The sequence below is a fragment of the Pseudomonas sp. 7P_10.2_Bac1 genome (assembly GCF_025465935.1).
In the GTDB taxonomy this organism is placed as follows: Bacteria; Pseudomonadota; Gammaproteobacteria; order Pseudomonadales; family Pseudomonadaceae; genus Aquipseudomonas.
On the sequence record NZ_JANLNV010000078.1, the window covers coordinates 101497 to 120580 of the forward strand.

Below are 19084 nucleotides of genomic sequence, written 5' to 3' on the forward strand. Positions count from 1 at the left end.
TATCAGGCATTGGCGAGCTTGCCATCGCGCTTGGCGATGGCAGGCCCGGATGGCGGAAACCACCTGTGTTGGCAAATGAGCAAGGGTAAACATGACGACGAAGCGATGCTTTTGGGAAAGCCACAAATTAGATAACCGTGGCAGATAGCCGTTACTTTTTTAAATCCTCTGGAATCGTCATCCCTTGCGCTTGCAGCAAGTGCACGAAGCTACTCAGGTTTCGCGACACGGCCCCGCGTCGCCATACGAGCCAGGTGGTCAGGTAACGGAATTCAGCGGCCAGTGGCCAGATGCTGACCGTCGTGCACCCCGGCATGCTCTGCAGCATGCTGCGCGGCATCAGTGCCAAGCCGGCCCCGGCACTGACACAGGCGAGCATGCCGTGGTACGACTCCATTTCGAAGATTTTGCCGGGCACCGCGGCGTCGGTGTTGAACCACTTTTCAAAGTAATGGCGGTACGAGCAATTGGCCCGAAAGGCATAGATGTTCTCGCCGTTAACGTCAGTAGCGCTACGGATGGGTGCGTGATGGAGCGGCGCAATGATGACCATTTCTTCTTCAAACACCGGCACGCCTTCCAGCACCGGATGCAACACCGGGCCATCAACGAACGCGGCCACTAATCGACCCGCCAGCACGCCTTCAATCATGGCCCCTGACGGTCCTGTCGACAGATCCAGATCCACACGGGAATGCTGTTGGTTATAGGCCGCCAGCAAGGCAGGAATCCGCACCGCCGCGGTACTTTCCAGCGAACCCAGCGCGAACGCCCCCTGGGGCTCTTCGCCCGCCACCGTCGCCCGCGCTTCTTGCACCAGGTCGAGAATGCGCCGCGCGTAGTCGAGGAAGCTCCAGCCCGCCGGTGACAGGCGCAAACGGCTTTTCTCGCGAATAAACAAATCAACCCCCAAATCTTCCTCAAGCTGTTTGATCCGGGTCGTCAGGTTCGAGGGCACACGATGGATGTGGGCTGCTGCCGCGCTGATGCTGCCGTGATCAACCACCGCCTTGAAAATTTCCAATTGCACCAGATCCACAGTCATTCTCCAATCGTGAAAGAAACGATCTTTATTATTCAGTTTAAAGAAATCATTCGCCACCCTACTCTGTGTTCATTCACTCACACAGCAGGACCATGCCATGAGCTCGATTTCCAGCCAGACCCACGCTATTTCGATCAACCCGACGACGGGCGAACAAATTGGCCATTACGCGTTTGAGTCCGACGAGGCTCTGGACGCAGCGCTCACCCGTGCAGCATCGGGTTTTAACACCTGGAAACGCAAATCGCTGCAAGAGCGCTCGGCGGCCATGGTCGCGCTGGCCAAGGCGCTGCGCGACAACGCTGACGCTATGGCAACCATGATCACCGAGGAAATGGGCAAGCCGATCACCCAGGCCCGTGGCGAAATCGAGAAATGCGCCAAGCTCTGCGAGTGGTACGCCGAACATGGCCCGGCCATGCTTGCGGCTGAACCGACCCAGGTAGAAGGCGGCAAGGCGCGTATTGAATACCGTCCGCTAGGGCCGATCCTGGCGGTCATGCCGTGGAACTTCCCGGTCTGGCAAGTACTGCGCGGCGCAGTCCCGGCATTACTGGCAGGTAACACCTATGTGCTCAAGCACGCCCCGAATGTGATGGGCAGCGCCTACCAGATTCGTGACGCCTTTGTGCGCGCCGGTTTTGCCGAGGGCGTGTTTGAAGTGGTCAACGTCACCCCGGACGGTGTATCGCGCGCCATTGCCGATCCACGCATCAGCGCCGTGACACTCACTGGCAGCGTTCGGGCCGGTACCGCGATTGGCGCCCAGGCCGGTGCCGCGCTGAAGAAATGCGTACTGGAACTGGGCGGTTCGGACCCGTTTATCGTACTGAACGACGCCGACCTGGATGCTGCCGTTCAAGCTGCAGTGATCGGTCGTTACCAAAACTCGGGGCAAGTTTGCGCGGCCGCCAAGCGCCTGATTATTGAAAAAGGCGTGGTCGAGGAGTTCACCCAAAAATTTGTCGAAGCCACGCGCAAACTGGTAGTGGGCAACCCGCTGTCCAACGACACCTACATCGGCCCGATGGCACGCTTTGACCTGCGTGATGAACTGGACCAACAAGTGCGCGACACCCTGGAAGAAGGTGCGACTTTGTTGCTCGGCGGTGCTAAGGCCCAAGGGGCTGGCAACTTTTATGAACCGACGATTCTGGCCAACGTGACCGACCGCATGACCTCGTTCAAACAGGAACTGTTCGGCCCGGTAGCATCGATCATTACTGCCGAGGACTGCGCCCATGCCGTGGCGCTGGCCAACGACAGTGAGTTCGGCCTGACAGCAACGATCTACAGCGCCAACGTCGAACTGGCCCAGCAATTGACCGGCGAACTGGAAACCGGCGGCGTGTTCATCAATGGCTACTCGGCCAGCGATCCCCGCGTGGCCTTTGGTGGCGTGAAGAAAAGCGGGTTCGGCCGTGAACTCTCGCACTTTGGCGTGCGCGAGTTCTGCAATGTGCAGACCGTGTGGCTGGATCGCAACTGATTCAGTTTCGTGTCGGATGATTACGGGTATGACTCACCCACATGGGTAACAGTTTTGGTCTGTGCTGATGTGCGCAGGGACAACGACAGAATCACTGGGTACATATCCATTTGAGGCGCAACGGCCACTTAGGGTTACGCCCTTACGGCGTGCCACTTTGAAAAGCGCAAAGTGGCCAAACGCTTTCGCCCCTACCCCTCGGTGCCTCGCTGTGGCTCGGCATGCCCTCACCACAGGCCTTGCTCCGTGGGCCCGCCGCGATCGGCCATCCATGGCCGTGTCGCGGCTAACCCGGCGTCCTGCCGGGTTACCCACTACGCAAAACCTGCGCTCGGCCAGCAGGGTTTAATGGGGCCTTTAACATCAAGATCACAAGCCAGATCAACAGCCAGATCAAAAACCACACGACCTGCTACCAAGCTGCCGCAGGCTGCGATCTTTTGATTGTTGCTGTTGCTGTTGCTGTTGCGGTTGCTGTTGCTTTGGTTTTTGATCTATCCGCCCCTTCGGGAGGCCGAGTGTAGGTTCTGCGTAGTGGGTGTCCCGGCATGGATGCCGGGAGAGCCGCGATGGGCCATGGATGGCCCGTGGCGGCGTGCTCACGGAGCGGGATAGGCCCATGGGTACTTGTGTGGCTGTTTGACAAAAGTGCCTCGCCGTAAGGGCGAAACCCATAGATCGCCATAACGGATCAAATGGATATGTACACCGCCCCACTCAAAGCACTTCGCGCCAGAACGCAGCCTTCAGCAGTCACTACAGGGAAAATAGTGTCATCGAGTACATATCCGTTACAGCCGTTCAATCATGCCCCACCCTTCTGACGCCTACCTCTCCCATAACACACTGGCGGTGACGCCTTGTTTCATGTTTGATGACAGCCCGTTTAGGCAAGCGGGCAACACAGAACAGGATAAAACCCAATGTCAGAACTGATTTTTCGACAAGCCATACCCGCGGACACAGATCGCTGCTACGAGATCGAAACGGTGGCTTACGAGGGTGACGAAGCTGCAACCCATGCCAAAATCGCGACGCGGATCGACCAGTATCCAGAGGGCTTTCTCATCATGGAGCTGGATGGAGAAATCGCCGGCTTCATCAACAGTGGTTGCGCCCATGAAGTCATCATGTCTGACGAAGCGTTCAAAGAGCTAAAAGGCCACGATGCCGACGCCCCCAATGTCGTCATCATGTCGGTCGTGCTGGACCCGGCTCACCAAGGTAAAGGCCATTCATCCAAGTTAATGCGCCAGTTCATCGAGCGCATGCGTGGCATGGGCAAATCAAGCATTCACTTGATGTGCAAAGAACAGCACATCGACCTCTACGCACATTTTGGCTATCGCTACGTGCAGCCTTCGCCCTCAGATCACGGCGGGATGGCATGGCATGAAATGGTCATGGCGCTGTAGAAGCGCTGACGAACGCGGGGCACGTAAAGTTCTCGGGAATGCGACCAAGCCCCGATGAGCTTTGGCTCGAGGAGGTACGGAGGCGTTTCTGCTACGAAATTCGCACAATCTTTTCTACAGGCGGGCTGATTCGACTTGAGCAATGAAAATACAGACGCTTGCATCAAAGCCGATCACGAAGCCAAACACTCATTTTTGTACCTGTTTCGCACAGTCAATGCCCTGATCTATGTAGATCTGAAGCGGGAACTGCACATCCAACTGTTCGCAGTGTTGGATTCGCTGACAGTTGCGCTCACGCCAAAGCACAATTGATCCAAGAGAGGAGCCAGACCTTTCTGATATTCATCTGGCATGACTGAAAGCCAACTTCGGGTTCACGCAGGGCAAGGACACCTAACCTGCCCTGCAAAACGGGGATCTTTTACCGGCTGACGCCATTGGCCTTGAAGAGCCATTCAAACGCCTGCTCCACGGTGGGTGCAGGCGTTTCCAGCGGGCTTGAGCTGATCTGTCCGGCGGTACGCTGGAACAGGTCTTTTACCCCCGGCAGCACGGCCACGGGCATATCCGCGGCGCGCAATTGGCGCTCAGCCTCTTCAACCTCTTTGAGACGACGAGGCGCATGCACGACGTGCGTGCGGATCAAGGCGCCGAGGAAATCCCGCAGGCTGGCTTGATCGATGTCGCTCAAGGCGTCGTGCAGTTTGTCGGTCACGCCTTGTTTTTCTGCGGCCATGAAGCATTCGATGGTGAGGGCTTCCAGGCCTTTGGTGAACACGCTTCGCAGGATTTTCAGTGCCGCCGCATCGCCGGCCGCACCACCGTCGACCGATTTGAGCGGCGCGCCTATGCCAGCAAACAGCCCCAGGGCGCGATCAATCCCGGCGCCCGCTCCCAGTAAATTGGTTTTCTCATGGGTCAGCGCGATGGCCCCAAGGATTGCTACGTCGACATAATCGATGCCCGATTGCGCCGCCCGTTCGGCAGCGATTCTGATCTGCTTGGGGTCCGCGGTCGTCATGTCGATGTAGAGCGCATGCTTGCGCATGTGGGCCAGCGCCTGTTCGGCTACGACCAGGGAAACCGTGCCGAAGACACACGACACGACGATGTCGCATTCAGGCGCGATCTCGGCGATCGAGGTGCAGACGCCCAGCCCTAACTCGGCAGCAAACGCCTTGGCGGTGGGTGACGGGTTCAAATCGCACAGGATGATTTCATGCCCGGCCGCTGCCCATGGCCGTGCATACGTAAGGCCAACTTCACCCGCTCCGACTATTCCGATTTTCATTGTTTTAATTTCCGCTTATTTGGCCCCGTAGGCGCCCTTGTAAGTTCCGGACGCAATTTGCGCCAACATCTCTGCTTCTTTTTGCTCAGTGCCGAGGCACCGTTGCAACAATTCTTCAGCCTGCTCGGCAGGGAACGCCACGATGCCATCGTGATCACCGACAACAATGTCACCCGGCGAGACGATCATGCCGCCAATGCTGACCGGCACGTTGATTTCACCCGGCCCGTTTTTATACGGGCCGCGGTGGTAGGCAGCCCGGGCAAACACCGGGAAGCAGCCTTTGCCAATCGTCGCCAGGTCACGAATGGCGCCGTCCACCACGATACCCGCTGCGCCACGCTTCTCAGCGATGGCCGTCATGATGTCGCCCATCAAGGCACGGCTGATATCTCCTCCGCCATCCACCACCAGGACCTGGCCCGGCTCGAGAATTTCCAACGCTTGATGGATCGCGCGATTGTCACCGCACGGTACTTTCACCGTCAGGGCCGGGCCGACCATGGTGCCTTCGATGCGATGAAACGGCGTAAGGGGGGCGCCGGGCAGACGGTCCAGACAATCGCTGATGATAGACGTCGAAGTGCGGCGATAAGCGGCCAGCAGCGCGTTGAAGTCTGAAAGTGAGGCGGTCGCGTTCATGGGTGTTCCTCAGGTGGCTAATGGCTCCGAGGATAAAGACCCTGAAAAATAGAAAAAGCGATATTATCGTATGCCCAAACATGCCTAGCTGGAATGTTAATGATCAACCTTCGGCAACTCCTCGCCCTGCACTGGATCGAACGTCTCGGCACTTTCGAGCGCGCGGCAGAACACCTCAATACCACGCAGTCAGCCATTTCCAAGCGAATACAGGAACTGGAAGCGTCCACCGGCCTGCAATTGTTTGATCGGTCGCAGCGCGGCGCGCGCCTTACCGCAATCGGGGAGCAAATGCTGGTGATCGCCCGGGAGATGCTCACCCTGGCCGAACGCATCACTTCACTGAAGGACGGCACGCACGTCGTGACTCGACGGCTGCGGCTGGGCGTGACCGAGCTGACAGCGCTGACCTGGCTACCCAAACTGATTGCCAGGCTGGTAGATGACTTTCCGGGCCTTACCGTGGAGGCTGAAGTCGATATGAGCCGTAACCTCCATGAAAAGCTCATGGATGATCTGGTGGACCTGATCATTATCCCGGACACCTTCACCGCGCCCGAGATCACCTCGGTCCCGCTGACCCTCGTTGAAAACGCATGGATGGCGGCCCCCGGGCTGATCGGCCACCCGCAGGTGGTCGGGCTTGCCGAACTGGCCAAATACCCTTTGCTGGTGCAGGGGAAGAAGTCGGGGTCCGGACTGTTCGTCAACAAATGGCTGGGCGCCATGGGCATCGAACTTCCGAAGATGCTGTCCTCCGATAGCCTCACGGCCATGGTCGGGCTGACGGTTGCTGGTTTGGGCGTCACCTACCTGCCACTGGAGTGCTTTCGCCCACTGGTCGATGAGGGCAAGTTGACGATCATAAACACAGAACCGCCTTTGCCCCCTGTCCCTTATATGGCGATGTACCGCAATGATCGGCCGTCAGCGTTCGTGAGCGAGGTGGCGGTGCGGGCTGTGGATCTGTGCGATTTCACACGCCAGCTGCAAAGTTGATTCGCCCGCAGACCATCAACCGATGCAGCCCCAAGGCTGCATCAGCCAACGCGTCGCAGGCTTAGTCTGCGCCGCTGGCCGGTTCGTCGAGGTTAGCTGGCTCAGTGATCGACAGTACAAATACCAACGCAGCCAGTGAGCACACGCCCAGAAAGATGAACACTGCCGTCCAACTGTAGCTGTCCAGGAGCATGCCTGTGATAAGCGGTGCCATGGCGCCACCGGCCTGCCCCGCGCTGTTGACCACAGACGCCGCCACCGGGTACGTGGTTCGCGTGGTCAGGCCCATGGAATACACGGAAAACGAGGAATAGCCGACGTTCAGCAGGAAGCCGGTGCCGAACAGCAGCAGGCTGACGGACAGCAGGTCATTGGGTGCATAAACCAGAGCAATCATCATCAGGCACGTCGCAACGGCACTGATCATCATCGTGGGTTTTCTGCGGCGATCCAGAACGGTATCGGACAACCAGCCCCCGACAATATTGCCTAGCACGCCCCCGGCAAACGGCAACGACGCGACAAAACCGATCTGCATCAACTCAAAATGCTTCACTTCCCCCAGGTACTTGGGCAGCCAGGCGAGCAGCACGTTGACCACGCCGGTCATCAACAAATAACCCAGACCGCAACCCCAGATATTCCATGATGCAAAGACAGACCGCGACGTTGCCAACCGCGGGGTTTGCTTGTAGCGCAGGGCTTTGTCCAAGGCCCCAAAGCTCTTGTGCTTGCGGACACCGTTGCTTTCGCTCTTCTGCTGGTCTTCGATGTAGATCGCTTCCGCCTCGTTGACCCGCCGACCTGAGCGCGGATCGTTGGGCACCAGCCACCACCAGATCAGCGCCAGCAACACGCCGGGGATGGCGAAGGCAAAGAACATCGTGCGCCAGCCATCGAGCATAATCAGCGCTGCGCCCACAGGCGGGGCGATAACCGCGCCCATCTTGGCCGCCGACAAAAAAGCGCCTGTCGCCAATCCTTTTTCGCGCGGCGGGAACCAGCGATTGATCGTACTGAGCATCGACAACGGAAGCGCCGCTTCTGCTACACCGAGTGCCGCACGATAAATTTTCAGCAACCCGAAGCTGTTCGCGGTGCCAATCAGCAAGGTGAACACAGACGTCAAACCGATGGAGACCGGCGCGACCAGACGCACACCCACCCGGCTGAGCAGAAAACCCGCCGGGATTTGGCCCAAGGAGTAAAACAGGAAAAACGCACTGACGAGCAAGCCCGCCTGGGCGTTCGTTGCGCCGAATTCTTTCTGGATGTAGGGCAAGGCGATGCCGATGTTGGCACGGTCGGCGGCGGCCAGCATGTACACGACGACAATGACCGACAGAACAACCCAGCGATACTTTGACCTGGCCACCTGGGCAGCAGAGTCGGTGGTGGCAATTACCGTCATGAACATACCTTTTTTATGCTTATTGGAGCAGGCATGTTCAGCATTCAGGGATGTCAAAAAAAGCGATAAATTAGAAACTCAAACCATTCCATATGGGCATTAATTGTCGTTAAAAAACCATAATCTGAAGACCTGCCTTGATGCAGGAAGGAACGGCACAAGGCTTGACCCGATGAGGTCAAGCCCGTGCCAAGGCGCTCGTTGGCTTCAGGCCTGCCCGGACGGGTACAGTTCGCAGAGCTCGATCAAATTAAGGTCGGGATCGCGCAGGTAAATCGAACGAATCGTGCCGGTTGCCCCCGTACGCTGCACGGGCCCTAGCAGGATCGGCCAGTTTTCAGCTTCCAGGTGGGCGATCACCTCATCCAGGCTTATGGTGGTGATGAAACACAGATCCAGCGCCCCCGACACAGGCAAGTGCGCCTTGGGTTCGAACTCATGCCCCCGCACGTGAACGTTGATCTTCTGAATGCCAAAGTGGAAGGCCATACGGCCTCCCGGCGAAGGCACGAATTGCATGCCCAGCACACGCATATAAAAGTCTTTGCAAGACTCGACATCCACAGTGGTCAGAACCAGGTGATCCAGGTGTTTAATCATTTTTCGCTCTCCAACATTTCAGACACAACCTGCTAACTCCAGGTTGATATGAGCTTCAACAGCAAAGGCAAAGCAACGCCCTATCAGCGTTCAATCGCTCATTCGATAACCCGCACTCTTGGGCGGTTCACCTCTTTTTTAGACCACGTTTCGAGGCTCGCCACGTACAAAGGCTTCGATATTATCGATCAACTGATCTGCCAACCCTTGCACGGCTTCATCACTCGCCCACGCAACATGGGGGGTGAGAATAAAGTCGTGACGATCAACCAGGCCCATGAAGGGATGAGTCGGGGCCGGCGGCTCTGTCATCACCACATCAAAACCTGCTCCAGAGATCTGCCCAGCCTCCAATGCCGGCCCGATCGCACTCTCGTCCACTAACCCACCGCGTGCGGTATTGATCAGCAGCGGCTTGCGGCGCATCAGCGCAAATTCCGGGGCTCCGATCATGTTGCGTGTTTCAGGCAGCAGCGGGCAGTGCAAAGTCAGAATGTCCGCTTCAGCAAGGGTCTGCTCAAACGGTACATACAGCGAACCCAGGCCTGAATGGCCTTTGTAGCCGGCGAAAATCACGCGCATGCCGAGGCCGCGGGCCATATTGGCGACAGCCTGGCCCAGCACGCCATCCCCGATGATGCCAATCGTAGAGCCGGCCAGATCTTTGATCGGATAGTCGAAGAAGCAGAACTGCTGCGCCTCTTGCCATCGGCCCGCCCCGACCGCATCGCGGTACGCGCAAATACTCCTGCGCAGCGCAAAGATCAGCGCGAAAGTGTGCTCCGGCACGGTGTTGATAGCGTAGTTGCGGATATTGCTGACCACGATGCCGCGTGCCTGGCACGCCGCGATGTCAACGTTATCGGTGCCCGTCGCGGCAATCGCCACGAGACGAAGGTTCTTCGCGGCGGCGATCGCTTCACGTCCCAACTTCACCTTGTTGAGCACCACAATTTCGGCGTCAGCGATCCGCTCAGCCACCTGGTCGGCGGTCGTGCGCCCATACGATTCGATTTCGTGGGCAAAGGACGGCGTGCGCAGAACGGTCTGCGGCGACAGCGTGTCCCGGTCCAGGATGACGATCTTCATGCCTTGTAACCCAGGCGTGCCAATTGAGCATCAATCCAGGTGGTATCAAGGCGCCCTTCTTCGATTTCTTTGACGGTCACTTTTTCGGCTGCGGACTTGTCCAGCGCGGCTTCCAGAATGTCTTGCGCCGCATCGAACGGGACGCACAGCAAACCGTCTGCATCACCGAGTATCAGATCCCCCGGATGGATAACCATGCCACCAATCGAGATCGGGACGTTGATCTCACCCGGCCCGTCCTTGTATGGCCCGCGATGGGTGACCCCGGCGGCAAAGACCGGGAAGGTACCGGCCTGGATGGCATCGACATCGCGAATCGCGCCATTCAATACGATGCCGCCAAGGCCACGCTTGATCGCCGTGGCAACCATCAACTCGCCCATCAGCGCGTTAGTCAGATCGCCACCCCCGTCCACCACAATGACGTCTCCCGGCTGCGCCAGGTGCAAGGCCTTGTGGATCATCAGGTTGTCACCCGGGCGCGCTTTCACAGTGAAGGCCGGGCCCGCCAGCACACCCTCTTTATGATACGGACGCAGTTGGGCGCCGCCCGCAGTCATGCGTCCCATACAGTCACTGACGTTGGCGACCGGGACAGCGCGAAAGCTTTCGACCAGAGCGTTAGAGATTTGGCGTGTACGCGGGAGGATTTGAAGTCCGATCATTATTGTTGTCCATCTTGACGTTGTGAGCGGTCGGCAAGGTGCCAGCCAGTGAGTACAGGTATGAATGCCTAGCGCCGTCAGCGCCATGGGGCAATCGGCATCACCTGCGCATTGACGCCACTCTAGGAGAAGGCTCAGCATGTAAAAAGCGAATTTAAGAAGACTTAAATGTTCGAAGAAAGCGATGAGTCAGATGACCTTTAAACAGTTGGAAGCGTTCTACTGGGCCGCGACGTGCGGCAGCTTCGCGATCGCGTCCGAAAAGCTGCATATCTCGCAATCGTCTCTCTCCAAACGCCTGGTCGAACTCGAAACGGCGTTGAAGCGACCACTGTTCAATCGGGATGGGCGCCGAGCCGTTCTGACGGCAGATGGACGAGCCTTTTTGCCCCGCGCCAAGGCACTGTTGAATCATGCCGACGAAGTGGCTGCGTCTGTCGGCGCCGCCGAAGCCATTCAGGGCCGTTGTCGATTCGGGGTTGGCGAAATTGCCGCCTCTTCCTGGTTGCCCAAGTTGGTGTCAGTACTACGCGCACGGCATCCCCAGCTCAAACTCGAACCCTATGTGAACCTCGGCGTAGAGCTGGAAAACAGCCTGCTGAGTGGCAAACTGGATGCCGCCATCATCGCGCGCCCCTCATCCCATCCCGCCCTGCAATCCGTTCTGCTGGCTCAGGCGGAATACATCTGGGTTGCGGGACACGATGTCACTCAGCCCGGGCGGCTGGTCGAAGAACTGGTTGGGGAACTGCCCGTGGTCACCATGGCCCCGCACGCCGGTTCGACCCGCTTGTTCGACGACTGGCGGCGCGAGTCAGGTGCGGTCGCCTGTGATGTGATCGAGTCTAATAGCATGGCAACCATAGCGGGCTTGATCTCTGCCGGTGTCGCCATCGGTTACCTGCCCCGTGGCTGGCTGAAACCCATGCTGCAAAACCAGGCCGTGATCCCCGTTCCCAGCAACACGCCCCTTCAAAAGCTGGATTACCGTTTTTACTGGAGGCAGGACGATACAAGGCCGGTCATTGGTGTTTTGCGAGAAATGGCTCTGAAGGTGGTGGATTACGACACGCCGTTCCTCATGCTTTGATCCCGCCACGCTTAAAGGCCGCCATGGCGACCTGCAACGCCTGCCCGCGAACAGCTATGGTAGATTGCCGCGTGAACCGATGGCTCTTCGATTGAGTCTTTGTCATTACGGAGGATATATGTCCGACACGCTTTCTCAGCTCGAATCCGACCTCAACGGTCCCTTGGTTGCGTCTGCCCATCTGGTGGTAGAAGGGCAAGTGCCGGCGTCGGAGTTTGAGTTCGGTATGATCCTGACGTGGAACGCGTTTTCCCGGTGGGCCACCTCCTGCATGAGCGCGGCCGGAGCACCTGACCTGGGCATGGTCGACATCATGGTGCTGAATCATATTTGCCACCGTGGCAAACAGAAGAAACTGGCGGATATCTGTTTCACGTTGAATTTTGCAGATACCCACATCGTGTCTTACTCCCTGCGCAAGCTCTCGGGGAGCCAACTGATTACCTCCAAAAAGATCGGCAAAGAAGTGTTCTACAGCCCCACGAAAAAAGGCCTGGCGCTGGTCGAGCGGTACGTTACCGTGCGCACCAAATGCCTGGTCCCCAGCATCGATCAAAACCTTGTCGAAAAACTCAGCGCGACGGCCCGTACGCTAAGGGAAATGTCAGGCACTTATGATCAGGCGGCCCGTGCCGCATCCTCGCTGGTTTGACTCACCAACCACCTCGCCACAGGCTCGATTGCCTTTCTCTTGCGAGTCTCGAACACATCGAAGCGATGTTACCTTTTGTAGCGAGCTTGCTCCCTTAGGTAGCATTGCCGAGCGAGCCAATCGCCCCGGACAACTCCCTCTCCTGTCACTTTTCGCCGCGAAAACACCACTAATTAATTTTTATTTTTTTCATTATTTTCATTATTTTCAATTAGTTAAATTCACTCAAAATCATTTCAAGCACTAAACGATGACAAAACACCTATAAATCGTAAACGTTGGCTTGCTCCATGCATCAAGCCTCGCACGGCACCTGTCGTTCGATGAGCACCTGCACTTGGAATAGCCATGACTCTTTTTGAACCTCATTTAGCAACGTCACACGCCTTTGATACCGCTGTGCGAATCTCGCTGGCCGGCACCGACGGCCTGCTTCTGGACGTGTCCTGTGGCCCTTTTGACAAGCAACTGCAGCAAAGACTTTGGGCGTTAAATACCTCCCTGCGTGATCAGCACCGCCTCCCAGGGCTGGTGGAAACAGTCCCGGGGGTTAATAACCTGTTGGTCATCTACGACCCACACAAGATCCACCCTAATGCGGCCGCGCAAGTGCTGTCTGATCTGTGGCTCACCACACAACCCGCGCCCCTGAAGGGCAACACCTTCGTCATTGAGGTGACCTACGGGGGTGAACGCGGGATGGATCTGGACTATCTCGCCGAACAGACAGGCCTCTGCGCCGATGAAATCGTCACGTTGCACAGCGCGGCGACTTACACCGTGGCTGCGATCGGATCGATGCCTGGTTTTCCCTACCTCGTGGGCTTGCCCCGCGAATTAGAAGTCCCCCGCCGCCAAATACCGCGCACCTTGATTCCAAAAGGGAGCGTGGTCGTCGCTGGTGAACAGGCTTCGCTGTTCCCGTGCGCAGGGCCCTGCGGCTGGCATGTCATCGGTCACGCAGACTTCGATGGCTTTGACAGCCAGGCAATACCTCCCGCGCTATTGAGCCCCGGAGACACTCTTGTGTTTCGTCCAAAGGGCCAAGTGAAATGATGGAAATCCTCTCCAACGGTCCCCTCAATATCCTCGTCGATCAAGGCCGTATCGGTCACCTCGCCAGCGGTGTCAGCCGCAGCGGCCCCATGGACAGCCTCAGTTACGAGCTTGGCAATGCAATGCTCGGCAACTCAGGCGAAGCAGCCAGCCTTGAAATCAACAATTTTCCATTCAGGGTGCGCTTCAACGAGACACGCTGTATTGCCATCACCGGCGCTCTCAGCACCAGCCGGATCGAGCAAAAACGCCACGCACCGTGGTCGCGATTGACGGTGAATGCGGGCGAAACGCTGGTCATCGAGCCTCCCCAAGAAGGCCGCTGTGTGTACCTGGCCATCGACGGCGGCATCGAAGCGCAACAGATACTCGACTCCTGTTCCACCGACCTGAAGGGTGCCTTTGGAGGCTTCGGCGGAAAAAGCCTGGGCAAAGGCGACTGCCTGCGAAGCTCAACCGCGGGCCGCCAGGCAACGGTCACCCCCTCGAGCTTGTTCGACCCGGAGCTCCAAACGTATTGGCGTGCCCTGAGTGAAGCAGGAACGACGGTCCGGGTCTTGCCCTCGGCAGAGTGGCAAGAGTTCTCGGAGGACACCAAGGAGCGATTCTTCACGACCCCCTACAGGGTCGACCGAAGCTCTAACCGGCAAGGCTACAGATTGGCAGGCACCGTGCTCAAGCGCACCGTCAAACGGGAATTGCTCTCCCACGGCATCGTCCCCGGCACCGTGCAAGTGCCGACCAGCGGCGAGCCGATTATTCAGTTGGTCGACGCCAATACCTGCGGCGGCTATCCCAAGCTGGCCAATGTCATCGAGGCAGACCTCTGGAAGCTGGGTCAGCTGATGCCGGGGCATGCCATTCGATTCGAGCTGACCGACATCGACACGGCACTCGGCGAAGGGGTCAAGAGGCGTGCCTGGTTTGAAAAAACCGCGACTCAGTGGCGATAAGTTTTTGGGCTGTTGATCTGAAAAAAGTGGAACCGAAAAATGCAAAGCAACGAATTGGAAAAATTGATTGATAGCTTCGAGCGCTCGACGCTCGTGGAACTGAAGTACTCCCAAGGGAGCACCAAGGTTCACCTCGCCCGCAGGCACCCGACCACCGTCCAGGCTGTGGCTCCCCCCCTCACATCCGCCAGAGCGGCCGTTGTCCCGACCCTGCCACCTCAACCGGATGAACACACGATCGTGGCCCCGATGTCGGGCATCGTCTACCTGCGCGCCTCACCCGCAAAGCCTGACTTCACAAGTATCGGCAGCAAGGTCAGCGAAGGCGACACCCTGGCAGTGATTGAGGCGATGAAATTATTCAACCCGGTCGAAGCGGAGTGTGCCTGCGAGATCGTCGAAGTGCTGGTGGTTGATGGTGCAGAGGTTGAGCGCGGCACCCAGATTTATCGTGTGAGGAAGTTGAAAGATGTTTGACAAAGTATTGATCGCAAACCGTGGTGAGGTCGCACTGCGTATCTGGCGTGCCTGTAAATCCCTGGGCCTGCAAACCGTGGCGGTCTATTCAGAAGCTGATCGCGACCTGCGCCATGTGAAACTGGCTGACAGCTCGATTTGTATCGGCCCTGCCCCAGCGTCCAAAAGCTATCTGCTGCAGGAAAGAATCCTTCTGGCGGCTCAACTCACAGGCGCTCAGGCCATCCACCCGGGTTATGGGTTCCTGTCCGAAAACGCGCACTTCGTGAAGGCTATCGAAGAAGCAGACCTCACCTTTATCGGCCCGTCGTCCGCAGCCATAGCGTGCATGGGGGATAAAGTCAGCGCCAAGCAGGCCATGATTGCCGCCGGTGTTCCCTGTGTGCCGGGGTCTGAAGGGGCCGTGCCCGAGTCGGAATCTGAAATCCTCGAATGTGCACGCAAAGTCGGTTATCCATTGATTATCAAAGCGGCCGGGGGGGGCGGTGGCCGAGGTATGCGAGTGGTCAATGCCGAATCCGAATTGCTGGGCGCTGTCACCCTCACCCGGGAAGAAGCCAACGCGGCCTTCGGCAACCCGGTCGTCTACATGGAGCGTTTCCTCCAGGCACCACGTCACGTCGAGATTCAGATTCTGGCAGATCAACATGGCAATGCGATCTGGCTCGGAGAGCGAGACTGCTCGACCCAACGCCGTCACCAAAAATTGATTGAAGAATCACCTGCACCGGGCGTCAGCCGGGATTCGATTGAACGGATCGGCCAGCTGTGCGTGAAAGCCTGCTTGGCAATTGGTTACGTCGGCGCCGGGACTTTCGAGTTTTTGTATGAAAATGAAGCGTTCTTCTTCATCGAAATGAACACCCGCGTTCAAGTGGAGCACCCCGTCACTGAGATGGTCACTGGCGTCGACATCGTCGCTGAGCAACTTCGAGTGGCAATGGGCCTGCCACTATCGATCACTCAAGACAAGATTTCCCTGTCAGGTCACGCCATCGAATGCCGTATCAATGCTGAGAATGCATGGACTTTCTCACCTTCAGCCGGAACCGTGAGTGACTGGCTCCCACCAGGTGGTCCGGGTATTCGCATCGAGTCCCACCTCAGGCCCGGGTACAGAATGACCAGCCACTACGACTCGCTGATCGCCAAGGTCATTGCACATGGTGCTACGCGACAACAGGCCATTGAGCGAATGAAAGTGGCACTCAGTGAACTGATTATCGCGGGGTTTGACTCAAACATTCCGTTGCACCAGGAAATACTGAAAACCCCTCAATTCGTTCAGGGCGGGGCGAACATTCATTACCTGGAGCACTATCTCAGCGAACGAGAAGGAAACCAGATGTCATGACCATTGACGACATTCAACGATTGATCCAGCGACTTGAGGGATCGAGTATCACCTCGTTTGTACATGAGGATGCAAGTTACTCTTTGAGTCTGGAATTCGGCGCCATTGACGCCACGCTAGAAGTTGCAACACCAGTGTTATTGGCTCCCCCGATTTCCATAGAACAGTGCACAGATATTAAATCCCCGGCGATGGGTATTTTTTATCATCACCATCCCTTTACCGAGGGCATGACAGATCTTAGCGGACACTCCGTGACACCCGACATGATCATTGGCTATGTGGTTGTCGACACTCAGGCAATACCCATATACCCACCCACTTCAGGAACTTTAAAAAGTTATTCGATTGGTACGGCGCACGTGGTGGGCTATGGGGATATCATCGCAACACTGTTTTAAATCTTAAACATTACTGACTACCCGAAAAACAACACCACCATCGGTTGAGTGGCGCGTATTTGCACGCATTCAAAATCTCTAATGATGAAAAAAAGCGATGGCATTTCATCCCAATAAATCGCTATAGCCGTGATAACCGGTGGTGTATGTTGAAAGTGGCTTACAGAAAAAAATAAAACAATAATTACTAGCTACTACGGGTTAATGCTTCGGCATCTGCTCTTTCCCTACTGTCTAGTGGTTACATCTCAAAAGTTCTCGGATACCTCCGGCGAGATAAACACCTATGATAAAAGAATCTGCAGTTCTGCAATATTCATATGATGATAGTTCACAAACAATCCAGTCCCCCTGGAAAGCTTCTATCGTTGCCGGCATGGGCTCAGCAGTTGAGTACTATGACTTTGCAATTTATGGCTTACTTGCCAGTACGTTGGGGAAAGTTTTTTTTCCTGCCATGACTTCATTTGAGGCTCTCCTTTCCGCACTCGCCGTTTTCGCCAGCGCATTCATCATGCGTCCATTGGGCGGGATCTTCTTCGGCCGCCTGGGTGACCGTCGAGGACGGTCGTTCACATTGATTACGACAGTGGTGGGCATCGGTATTGTCAGCGGTATCGTCGGGATACTTCCCACGTACAGCCAGGCGGGAGTGATTGCGCCTGTAATGCTTGTGGCCTGCAGGTTGGCGCAAGGTTTTTTCGCAGGAGGCGAAGCCAGCGGCGCCGCCACCTATATATCCGAATGCGCGCCTGCCGACAGGAGGGGGTTCTTCGGCGCTTTCAACCCCGCGGGCGTCGCCATTGGTATTTCAACGGCGGCAGGTATGGCCGGCATTATCAGCGTCCTTGTGACACCAGAAGAAATGGTGGCATGGGGATGGCGTATTCCATTCTTGATCTGCATTCCCTTTATCGGCCTCACTTTGTGGGCACGAATGAAGTTGGAGGACTCACCCAAATTTAAAAGTCTGGTTGAATCCAATGAAGTTGTAAAAGCCCCTGTTCGCGAACTATTCAAGAACTATCGAAAACCAGTGGTGCTCGCGGTAACGATTGCCTTCGCACAAAACTGCACCGCCTATCTGGGTATCGTTTATTTAAATATTCATATGACTCGAACCCTCGGTTATGAAACGAGCAAGGTCTTCTGGCTGATGGCCGGCATTACATTGGCAGCCGCACTGGCAATGCCTCTGTTCGGTCAAATATCCGATCACGTGGGCCGTAAACGATTAATGATCATCGGTTATGCCAGCTATGTCGTAATCACCCCCATAGCCATGTATTTAATGACGTTCGGGAATTTTATCCTGGCCAGTGCAGCCTGCCTGCTCGCCTTCTTGCCGTTTGCCATCGTTCAGGCCCAGGGTTACACCGTGTATGGCGAGTTGTTTCCCACTCGGGTTCGTTATACCGGCATGGCCATGAGTTTCAACGTGGGCGCGATTTTTGGCGGTGCAAGCACACCTTTTATTTGTGCGTGGCTTGTTGAACACACAGGCAACTCGTTGTCCCCGTCTCTTTGGATAGCCTTTGCGGCAATGATCTCCATTGTTGCGCTGATGAATATGAAAGATCTCACTCGACAAGAACTTACCAACTGAATAAGGGAGCGTCACCATGCTTAAGTATGTCGATATAAACTGCGATATGGGTGAAAGTTTTGGTCCTTACACAATGGGCCAAGACGATGAAATGCTGGAAGTTGTCACTACCGCCAACCTTGCCTGTGGCTTCCATGCGGGTGACTTCAAGATCATGGCGGACATTTGTGCGAAAGCTAAGCAAAAGGGCGTCGCCGTTGGCGCTCATCCCGGCTACCCGGATCTTTGGGCTTTTGGCCGCCGGCACCAGGAATACTCCCAGGACGAGATCCGACAGTTGCTGGCTTATCAGATTGGCGCCGCATGGGCGATGGCCAAGTCGGTCGGTCACCGCCTGACCCATGTCAAGGCGCACGGTGCCTTGGGCCATCTGGTGGCAGACAATGAAATGGCGGCCCAGGCGTTGATCGAGACGATCCAGACCCTCGACGACAAGCTCGTTCTGTCAACAATGGCGGGCGTCACACTGGAGCGTCTTGCAGAGAGTGCCGGGGTGGCCTACGTCACGGAGATCTACGCTGACCGCGCTTACCTTGACACGGGTCGACTGGTCCCAAGATCACAGCCGGGGGCGGTGATTCATGACGCTGACGAAGCCGCAACACGCGTCATGCAGATGCTCAAAGAAAGCGCAATTATCACGCAGTCCGGCAAGCGTATCCCGGTTTCCATCGACACAATCTGCGTGCATGGTGATACCGCAGGTGCTCTGCAAATGATCAAAAAAGTTCGAGCCTCCATAGAGCAAGCTGGCGTGGGAATCAGACCCTACTGCAAACCTGAGTAATTGATTCACCCCACGCAAAGCGCCCAACGTTCAATTGGGCGCTTTTTTAACAATGAGTA

At 56.6% G+C, this 19084-nt stretch carries 19 protein-coding genes; 12 read left to right on the top strand and 7 right to left on the bottom strand.

The genetic code is table 11. From position 1 onward, the window contains the following. Nucleotides 1–151: 151 nt before the first annotated feature. Nucleotides 152–1039, bottom strand: a complete 888-nt coding sequence (gene ptrR, locus NTD86_RS16475; protein WP_262203779.1) for a putrescine utilization regulator PtrR — start codon at nt 1037–1039, stop codon at nt 152–154. 103 nt (nt 1040–1142) lie between these two features. Here ptrR and NTD86_RS16480 point away from each other — a divergent pair, with 103 nt between their 5' ends. Continuing rightward, nucleotides 1143–2534 (top strand): aldehyde dehydrogenase family protein, encoded by a 1392-nt coding sequence (locus tag NTD86_RS16480; RefSeq protein WP_262203749.1) that lies wholly within the window; start codon nt 1143–1145, stop codon nt 2532–2534. A 923-nt stretch (nt 2535–3457) separates the two neighbouring features. After that, nucleotides 3458–3949, top strand: coding sequence for a GNAT family N-acetyltransferase (locus NTD86_RS16485; protein WP_262203751.1), 492 nt, complete (start codon nt 3458–3460; stop codon nt 3947–3949). Nucleotides 3950–4373: 424 nt separating this feature from the next. On the opposite strand, the gene NTD86_RS16490 is transcribed toward NTD86_RS16485, so the two are convergent. Both NTD86_RS16490 and NTD86_RS16495 read right to left on the bottom strand, forming a co-directional pair. After that, complete coding sequence (locus NTD86_RS16490; protein ID WP_262203752.1) at nt 4374–5243, bottom strand: NAD(P)-dependent oxidoreductase; 870 nt, start codon at nt 5241–5243, stop codon at nt 4374–4376. Nucleotides 5244–5258: 15 nt separating this feature from the next. After that, nucleotides 5259–5885 carry an RraA family protein gene (locus NTD86_RS16495; protein WP_262203754.1) on the bottom strand — a complete coding sequence of 209 codons (627 nt, stop codon included), beginning with the start codon at nt 5883–5885 and terminating at the stop codon, nt 5259–5261. Between the two features lie 99 nt (nt 5886–5984). Between NTD86_RS16495 and NTD86_RS16500 the strand changes: the two genes are divergently transcribed. After that, nucleotides 5985–6884, top strand: coding sequence for a LysR family transcriptional regulator (locus tag NTD86_RS16500; protein ID WP_262203756.1), 900 nt, complete (start codon nt 5985–5987; stop codon nt 6882–6884). A gap of 61 nt (nt 6885–6945) precedes the next feature. Here NTD86_RS16500 and NTD86_RS16505 read toward each other — a convergent pair whose 3' ends face one another. From NTD86_RS16505 to NTD86_RS16520, 4 genes are all read right to left on the bottom strand, one after another. Further along, the gene (locus tag NTD86_RS16505; RefSeq protein WP_262203758.1) at nt 6946–8295 is read right to left on the bottom strand and encodes an MFS transporter; all 1350 of its coding nucleotides are present in this window, start codon (nt 8293–8295) and stop codon (nt 6946–6948) included. A gap of 207 nt (nt 8296–8502) precedes the next feature. Beyond that, nucleotides 8503–8895 carry a VOC family protein gene (locus NTD86_RS16510; RefSeq protein WP_262203760.1) on the bottom strand — a complete coding sequence of 131 codons (393 nt, stop codon included), beginning with the start codon at nt 8893–8895 and terminating at the stop codon, nt 8503–8505. A gap of 138 nt (nt 8896–9033) precedes the next feature. After that, complete coding sequence (locus NTD86_RS16515) at nt 9034–9984, bottom strand: D-2-hydroxyacid dehydrogenase (RefSeq protein WP_262203762.1); 951 nt, start codon at nt 9982–9984, stop codon at nt 9034–9036. After that, on the bottom strand, nt 9981–10649 hold the full coding sequence (locus tag NTD86_RS16520; protein ID WP_410016988.1) for an RraA family protein: 669 nt from the start codon (nt 10647–10649) through the stop codon (nt 9981–9983). The genes NTD86_RS16515 and NTD86_RS16520 overlap by 4 nt, the downstream gene beginning before the upstream one ends. A 184-nt stretch (nt 10650–10833) precedes the next feature. On the opposite strand from NTD86_RS16520, the gene NTD86_RS16525 reads away from it, so the two are divergent. The 9 genes from NTD86_RS16525 (at nt 10834) to NTD86_RS16565 (ending at nt 19025) form a co-directional block, all read left to right on the top strand. Beyond that, complete coding sequence (locus NTD86_RS16525) at nt 10834–11739, top strand: LysR family transcriptional regulator (RefSeq protein WP_262203763.1); 906 nt, start codon at nt 10834–10836, stop codon at nt 11737–11739. A gap of 118 nt (nt 11740–11857) precedes the next feature. Next, nucleotides 11858–12391, top strand: coding sequence for a winged helix DNA-binding protein (locus NTD86_RS16530; RefSeq protein WP_262203765.1), 534 nt, complete (start codon nt 11858–11860; stop codon nt 12389–12391). A 348-nt stretch (nt 12392–12739) separates the two neighbouring features. After that, complete coding sequence (gene pxpB, locus NTD86_RS16535) at nt 12740–13447, top strand: 5-oxoprolinase subunit PxpB (RefSeq protein WP_262203767.1); 708 nt, start codon at nt 12740–12742, stop codon at nt 13445–13447. Continuing rightward, nucleotides 13444–14400 carry a biotin-dependent carboxyltransferase family protein gene (locus NTD86_RS16540; RefSeq protein ID WP_262203768.1) on the top strand — a complete coding sequence of 319 codons (957 nt, stop codon included), beginning with the start codon at nt 13444–13446 and terminating at the stop codon, nt 14398–14400. Before pxpB ends, NTD86_RS16540 begins: the two co-directional genes overlap by 4 nt. A 39-nt stretch (nt 14401–14439) precedes the next feature. Beyond that, the gene (locus NTD86_RS16545; protein ID WP_262203769.1) at nt 14440–14877 is read left to right on the top strand and encodes an acetyl-CoA carboxylase biotin carboxyl carrier protein; all 438 of its coding nucleotides are present in this window, start codon (nt 14440–14442) and stop codon (nt 14875–14877) included. After that, entirely contained in the window at nt 14870–16231 is a 1362-nt protein-coding gene (gene accC, locus NTD86_RS16550) for an acetyl-CoA carboxylase biotin carboxylase subunit (RefSeq protein ID WP_262203771.1), read from the top strand. The genes NTD86_RS16545 and accC overlap by 8 nt, the downstream gene beginning before the upstream one ends. After that, nucleotides 16228–16632: a hypothetical protein gene (locus tag NTD86_RS16555; RefSeq protein WP_262203773.1), complete on the top strand. Its 405-nt coding sequence runs from the start codon at nt 16228–16230 to the stop codon at nt 16630–16632. The genes accC and NTD86_RS16555 overlap by 4 nt, the downstream gene beginning before the upstream one ends. A 286-nt stretch (nt 16633–16918) precedes the next feature. Further along, nucleotides 16919–18238: an MFS transporter gene (locus NTD86_RS16560; RefSeq protein ID WP_262203774.1), complete on the top strand. Its 1320-nt coding sequence runs from the start codon at nt 16919–16921 to the stop codon at nt 18236–18238. Nucleotides 18239–18254: 16 nt separating this feature from the next. Next, the gene (locus tag NTD86_RS16565) at nt 18255–19025 is read left to right on the top strand and encodes a LamB/YcsF family protein (protein ID WP_262203775.1); all 771 of its coding nucleotides are present in this window, start codon (nt 18255–18257) and stop codon (nt 19023–19025) included. Nucleotides 19026–19084: the final 59 nt, after the last annotated feature.